We start from the raw sequence: 6845 nt of genomic DNA, 5'->3' as shown, positions 1-6845 counted from the left end.
CAGGTTGCGTAGTTTTACCTGGTAATCCCCTTCCTCCGTCCCTGGACGAAACTTGATTTCTTTAACCTGGATCTGCTTCTGGTTTTTCTTTGCAGCAGCAACCTGCTTCTTCTTTTCGAAGATCGATTTGCCGTAGTCCATGACTCGGCAAACCGGAGGAACCGCATCGGCAGAAATTTCCACCAAATCCAGCTTGGATTCCTCGGCGATTCTAAGCGCTTCATCAATCGAGACGATGCCAATTTGCTCGCCGTCAGCGCCAATTAACCGAACCTCGCGTGCCGAGATATTCTCGTTGATCGGGGCCTTCGGTGCAGCTCGTTTATCTTGTCTCATTTCACGCTTAATAATGATTACTCCAAAACTTGGCGACCACGCCGGGAAACCGCCTGCGCGAGGAATTCAGCGAATTGAGTGATGGGCATTGAGCCCAGATCAGCACCTTCACGGGTACGCACGGCGACAGTCTGCATCTCAACCTCCCGATCTCCGATAACCAAGAGATAGGGAACCTTGAGCAAAGTATGCTCGCGGATTTTAAAGCCAATTTTTTCGTTTCTCAAGTCAGACTTGGCACGAAACCCGCTCTGGTTGAGTGTTTTTTCCACTTCCAGGGCAAATTCGGCCTGTTTGTCGGTGATATTCATCACCACCGCCTGAGTCGGCGCCAGCCAAGCCGGGAACGCACCTTCATAGTGCTCGATCAGAATCCCGATAAAGCGCTCGAAGGAACCGAGGATCGCGCGGTGCAGCATCACCGGATGCTTACGACTGTTGTCCTCGCTGACGTACTCAGCCCCCAAGCGTATTGGCAGGTTGAAATCGAGCTGCAGGGTACCACATTGCCAGACGCGCCCCAGGCAATCCTTCAGGGAGAATTCGATCTTCGGCCCGTAGAAGGCCCCCTCGCCCGGCTGCAAGTCATAAGGCAAGCCAGCGCTGTCCAACGCAGAAGCCAGCGCCGCCTCGGCGCGATCCCACAACTCATCAGACCCCACACGCTTGTCCGGGCGAGTCGAGAGCTTGAGCAGGATATCGGTAAAGCCGAAATCGGCGTAGACCGCCTGGGTCAGCTTGATGAAATCCGCCGACTCGGTCTGCATCTGCTCTTCGGTGCAGAAGATATGCGCATCGTCCTGAGTAAAGCCACGCACGCGCATGATGCCGTGCAGCGCACCGGACGGCTCGTTACGGTGGCAGGCGCCGAACTCGGCCAGACGCATCGGCAGCTCGCGGTAGCTCTTCAAGCCCTGATTGAACACCTGCACGTGGCACGGGCAGTTCATCGGCTTGATCGCGTAATCGCGGCTTTCCGACTCGGTAGTGAACATGTTCTCGGCGTAGTTGGCCCAGTGCCCGGATTTCTCCCACAGCGAGCGATCGACCACCTGCGGAGTCTTGATTTCCAGGTAGCCATGCTCACGCTGCACGCCACGCATGTACTGCTCGAGCACCTGATACAGGGTCCAGCCGTTCGGGTGCCAGAACACCATGCCCGGCGCTTCTTCCTGGGTGTGGAACAGGTTCAGGCGTTTGCCGATCTTGCGATGATCGCGTTTCTCGGCTTCCTCGATGCGCTGGATATAGGCCGCCAGCTGCTTCTTGTCGGCCCAGGCGGTGCCATATACGCGCTGCAACTGCTCGTTCTTGGCGTCGCCACGCCAGTAGGCGCCGGACAGCTTGGTCAGCTTGAAGGCCTTGAGAAAGCGCGTGTTCGGCACGTGCGGACCACGGCACATGTCGACGTATTCTTCGTGGTAGTACAGACCCATCGCCTGCTCGTCCGGCATGTCTTCGACCAGACGCAGCTTGTAGTCCTCGCCGCGCGAGGCGAAGACATCGATCACCTCGGCGCGCGGCGTCACTTTCTTGATGACGTCGTAGTCTTTCTCGATCAGCTGTTGCATGCGCTGCTCGATCGCCGCCACATCATCTAGAGTAAAAGGACGCTCGGAGGCGATGTCATAGTAGAAGCCTTCGTCAATAACAGGCCCAATCACCATCTTGGCAGTCGGAAACAGCTGCTTGACCGCATGACCGATCAAATGCGCACAGGAGTGGCGGATGATCTCCAGCCCTTCCTGATCTTTCGGCGTGATGATTTGCAGAGTCGCATCGCTGTCGATCGAGTCGCAGGCATCGACCAGCTTGCCATTGACCTTGCCGGCCACGGTGGCCTTGGCCAAACCAGCACCAATGGATTGCGCCACCTCGAGTACGGATACCGGGTGATCGAACGTACGCTGACTGCCGTCGGGAAGAGTAATGATGGGCATGGCGCCTCCTCTCCTAGTGGTGACCTCTACCAAAGGCCACATGGGTTGGGATGAGCCAGTAAGCGATTCGGCGGTGTGCCCGCCATACAGTGGCAGGAGCTGATTAAGCCAACCAAAACCGAAGCGGGGTCACTGGAGGTATAAAAACGGGATGCTTTCAGAAAGCCGCCATACTGACAAGCGGCCCAATAAAAAAGGGCCGCCTAAGCGACCCTTTTTCTACCAAATTTGGTAGGCACGATTGGACTCGAACCAACGACCCCCACCATGTCAAGGTGGTGCTCTAACCAACTGAGCTACGTGCCTACGATGGGTGCGCATTTTACGGCCGCACGCAAAAGTGTCAACCTATTTTTTAGCTAACTGCCTGAATAAATGAATTATTTACTGTTCAGAGGCGCGTTTAATATTTCGCACAGGCCACTAGCCGGGCATTTTCAACTCAGGTAGCATCTGCTCATTCGTAAAAAATAAAGAACAGAGGTTGCAAAATGGCGCACACAGCTTATCCACAATCCTATTACGCGGCTTCCGCCAATCCGGTGCCGCCCCGCCCCGAACTGAACGGTGAGAGCGAAACCGATGTGTGTATCGTCGGCGCCGGTTACACCGGGCTCTCGACTGCCATCGCCCTGCTGGAAAACGGCTTCAAGGTGAGCATCGTCGAGGCGGCCAAGGTCGGTTTCGGCGCATCCGGGCGCAACGGCGGCCAGATCGTTAACAGCTACAGCCGCGACATCGACGTGATCGAGCGCACTGTCGGCCCCAAGCAGGCGCAACTGCTGGGCCAGATGGCCTTTGAAGGCGGGCGCATCATTCGCGAACGCATTGCCAAGTATGACATCAAGTGCGACCTGAAAGACGGTGGTGTATTCGCCGCCAACACCCCCAAGCACATGAAGCACCTCGAGTCGCAGAAGAAGCTGTGGGAGCGCTACGGCCACACCCAGCTGGAACTGATGGATGCCCAGCGCATTCGCGAAGTGGTGGGCACCGACATATACGAGGGCGGCATGCTCGACATGAGCGGCGGCCATATTCACCCGCTCAACCTGGCGCTGGGCGAAGCGGCGGCGGTCGAATCTCTGGGCGGGGTGATCTACGAGCAGTCTCCGGCCATCCGCATCGATCGCGGCGCCAACCCGGTGGTGCACACCCCCAATGGGCGGATCAAGGCCAAGTTCGTGGTAGTCGCCGGTAACGCCTACCTGGGCAACCTGATTCCCGAGTTGTCGGCCAAATCGATGCCATGCGGCACCCAGGTGATCACCACCGAACCGCTGTCCGATGAAGTGGCGAAGAGCCTGCTGCCGCAGGATTACTGCGTCGAGGACTGCAACTACCTGCTCGACTACTATCGCCTGTCCGGCGACAAGCGCCTGATCTTCGGTGGCGGCGTGGTGTACGGCGCTCGCGACCCAGCCAACATCGAGGCGATCATTCGGCCGAAGATGCTCAAGGCCTTCCCGCAGCTGAAAGACGTGAAGATCGATTTCGCCTGGACCGGCAACTTCCTGCTGACCCTGTCGCGCCTGCCGCAGGTCGGCCGCCTGGGCGACAACGTGTATTACTCGCAAGGCTGCAGCGGCCATGGCGTGACCTACACCCACCTGGCCGGCAAAGTCCTGGCCGAAGCCCTGCGCGGCCAGGCCGAGCGCTTCGACGCCTTCGCCGAACTGCCGCACTACCCCTTCCCGGGTGGTCAGCTGTTCCGCGTACCCTTCACCGCCATGGGCGCCTGGTACTACAGCCTGCGTGACAAGCTGGGCGTCTAACAGAGCGATCTGTTAAGCCAAGCGGCAAATAAGAACGGCACCCTCGGGTGCCGTTTTCTATTGCTCGATACTTTACAAACCAGCCGCCGGCCACTGCTTACGAGCCGTACGCAGGGCCCGCTGCGCCGCTTCATCGCGGCCCTGCTTGCGCAACGCCTCGGCGGCTTGCAGCCAGGTGTTCAACTGCGGCTGCGCGGGCAACTGATCGGCCGGCGCGAGCACCACCGCCCAACGCCCGGCCTCTTCCCACGCACTGTCGAAACTGGCAAAGCGGGTGTACCCGCGCCGGGTATTGCCGGAGCGCAGCACCAGAGTCTGCTCGCGCTTGTCATACCCCACCAGTACGGCAAACTGTGCGCCCGGCCAGGCCAGCGTCTTATGCTGCAAGACCAACACCGGATGCCCCGCCGCCACCTGCTGCAGCAAGGCATCGAAATTCGCCTCGACCGGGTACACCAACAGGTCATGGGATCTGGCGGCGAACTCCAGCCCCGTTTGCGGAGTGACGGCCCCGGCTTGCTGGATGCGCTGCTCCAGCAAGCCGGGGCTGCTGATCACCCCATGATGATTAAGCAGCGCGGCCAAGGCGGAAGCTCCGCCCTGGGCATCGCTCTGCTGGAAGAACGGCACATCGCTCAGCTCGACCCGTTCGGGCAAACGCAAGGTCTCCGGCGCCAGCGGCACGCGCGCGCAGGCGGCAAGCAAGAGCAGTGAAGCCAAGGAAAACACACGACAGCACAGGGAAGATTTAGGCATTTCACACAACTGCGGTTAGGGGTCGCGCGGAGCATAGCCGTGGTGCCTGGGATCACCAAGCACAAAACAGCCGCACCCCCAGGGGTGCAGAACCGCCCTTAGGCACCCCTGCAGCCGCCCTGCGCTCTGGATTAAAGGCGGAAGCGGTTGACCAGCAGCTGCAGCTCATTACCCAGACGCGCCAGCTCGACGCTGGAAGCGGCGGTCTGCTCGGTGGCGGCGGCACTCTGCTCGGTGATATCGCGGACATTGAGCACGCTGCGATTGATTTCCTCTGCCGTGCTGCTCTGCTGTTCGGCCGCCGCGGCTATCTGCAGGTTCATCGACTGGATGTTGGACACGCTGCCGGTGATGCTGGCCAGGGCCGAGCCGGCCTGGCGCGTCAACTCGACCGTGGTGCCGGTCAGCGTGCGGCTGTTGCTGATCATGCTCATCGCCTGCTGGGCGCCCGTCTGCAGATTGGCAATCAGGCCTTCGATCTCGCTGGTCGACTGCTGGGTGCGTTGGGCCAGGCCGCGCACCTCATCGGCGACCACGGCAAAGCCGCGGCCGGCCTCACCGGCGCGGGCCGCCTCGATGGCCGCATTGAGGGCCAACAGGTTGGTCTGCTCGGCCACCGACTTGATCACATCGAGCACGCTACCGATCTGCACACTCTGTTGCGTCAGGCTGGTCATGGCTGCGGCCGAGAGTTCCATCTCCTCGGCCAGACGGGCGATCTGGCCGACCGCCTCGGCGACTATCAGATCGCCCTGGCGCGCCTGCTGGTCGGCCTCCAGTGCGGCCGCGGAGGCCGCCGCGGCATTGCGCGCCACTTCCTGGACGGTGGCCGCCATCTCGTGCATGGCCGTGGCCAGCTGATCGGTTTCGATTTTCTGGTTGCTGACGCCGACGCTGGTTTGCCCGGTGACGGCGGAGAGTTCTTCGGCCGAGCTGGCGATCCGGGTGATCCCGCTGCTGAGGCTGCCGATCAGTTCACGCAGACTGCCGGTCATGCGCTGCATGCTCTGTTGCAACTGGCCGAGCTCGTCACGCCGCTCGACCTGCAGCGCGCCGGACAGATCGCCCTGGGCGATGCGCTCGGCGATCGTCAGGGTATCGCCCAGGGGGCGGACGATCATCCGGGTGATCAGCCAGGCGGCCAGCACGCCGAAGCAGAACGCCAGCAAGGCGATGCCAATCAACAGGCCATTGGCGAAACGGATGTCTTCCCCGCGCAACCGTAGCTGTTCGGCGAACAGCTTGTCGCTCAGCTCGCGCACGGTGGTCGCCGCCTTATCCATGGCCTGGCGAGCCCGCTGGTCGGCCGCGCCATCGCCCTGCCCCTGCAACTGCACGAAGGCCGTGCGGAACTCGCCCAGCGCCTGCAGCTCCTGGGCCAGCATGGCCAGGTTCTGCGGCTTACTGAACTGCTGGTTAAGCTGGCCGATATAGCGCTCGATCTGCTCCAACTGCTGCAACACGACGCTGGCGTCTTGAGCCGACTGGCTGATCTCGTACTGCAGGCGCAGCAGCCGAACCTGCTGCACCTCCTCTTTCAGCTCATCAATGGCCCCCATTTTCTCGCTGCGCACTATCAGCCGGTCGAGGCTCTGCAGCCCAGCCAGGGTGACCATAAAGGTCAGCAGCAGCACTAGGGCAAAGCCCAGGGTGAGTTTCTTGTTGACGCTTAGATTGGTGAGATGGCGGGCTGTCGACATTGTTCTGCTCCATGCAAAAGGCAGCCATGACCGCGGTGCAGCCGGGCTACACGAGGAAGGGAATCCACCGGGCGAGCTTAGCAACAGCCATATCGAGTAATAATCTTAATAACTAATAATTATCATCCAATAATTCGATAAATCGACACACTCAACCTTCTACAGCGTCTCCTAACCGAACCGACACGGGTGCCTGGTACTACAACCTGCGTGACAAGCTGGGCGTGTAACAGCCCCAAACTAAAAACGACGCCCTCGGGCGTAATGCCGATCAGTTAAGCCCTCTTACTTGACCTTTGGCCGCAAGAAATCAAAATCCGATGCCAGTATTGGCATCG

5 protein-coding genes and 1 tRNA gene are annotated in these 6845 nt (G+C 60.2%); 1 reads left to right on the top strand and 5 read right to left on the bottom strand.

What is annotated here, in order from left to right; genetic code table 11:
* The 3 genes from infC to Q8Q83_RS05850 all read right to left on the bottom strand — a co-directional run.
* On the bottom strand, positions 1-354 hold a 354-nt coding region (gene infC / locus Q8Q83_RS05860; protein WP_305621963.1), incomplete at its 3' end, for a translation initiation factor IF-3.
* A complete protein-coding gene (gene thrS / locus Q8Q83_RS05855) occupies positions 354-2276 on the bottom strand; it encodes a threonine--tRNA ligase (RefSeq protein WP_305621962.1) in 1923 nt (640 codons plus the stop codon). The genes infC and thrS, both read right to left, overlap by 1 nt.
* Before the next feature lie 229 nt (positions 2277-2505).
* Positions 2506-2582 (bottom strand) — tRNA-Val (locus tag Q8Q83_RS05850).
* Between the two features lie 185 nt (positions 2583-2767).
* Between Q8Q83_RS05850 and Q8Q83_RS05845 the strand changes: the two genes are divergently transcribed.
* Positions 2768-4051 carry an FAD-binding oxidoreductase gene (locus Q8Q83_RS05845; protein WP_305621961.1) on the top strand — a complete coding sequence of 428 codons (1284 nt, stop codon included), beginning with the start codon at positions 2768-2770 and terminating at the stop codon, positions 4049-4051.
* 72 nt (positions 4052-4123) lie between these two features.
* Here Q8Q83_RS05845 and Q8Q83_RS05840 read toward each other — a convergent pair whose 3' ends face one another.
* Positions 4124-4771 carry a PA2778 family cysteine peptidase gene (locus Q8Q83_RS05840; protein ID WP_305621960.1) on the bottom strand — a complete coding sequence of 216 codons (648 nt, stop codon included), beginning with the start codon at positions 4769-4771 and terminating at the stop codon, positions 4124-4126.
* Between the two features lie 167 nt (positions 4772-4938).
* The gene (locus Q8Q83_RS05835) at positions 4939-6507 is read right to left on the bottom strand and encodes a methyl-accepting chemotaxis protein (protein WP_305621959.1); all 1569 of its coding nucleotides are present in this window, start codon (positions 6505-6507) and stop codon (positions 4939-4941) included.
* Positions 6508-6845 lie beyond the last annotated feature (338 nt).

The sequence above is a fragment of the Pseudomonas sp. genome (assembly GCF_030696055.1).
Taxonomy (GTDB): domain Bacteria; phylum Pseudomonadota; class Gammaproteobacteria; order Pseudomonadales; family Pseudomonadaceae; genus Aquipseudomonas.
Note: the sequence above shows the minus strand (reverse complement) of the source record. Positions and strands in the feature narration are given on the sequence as shown.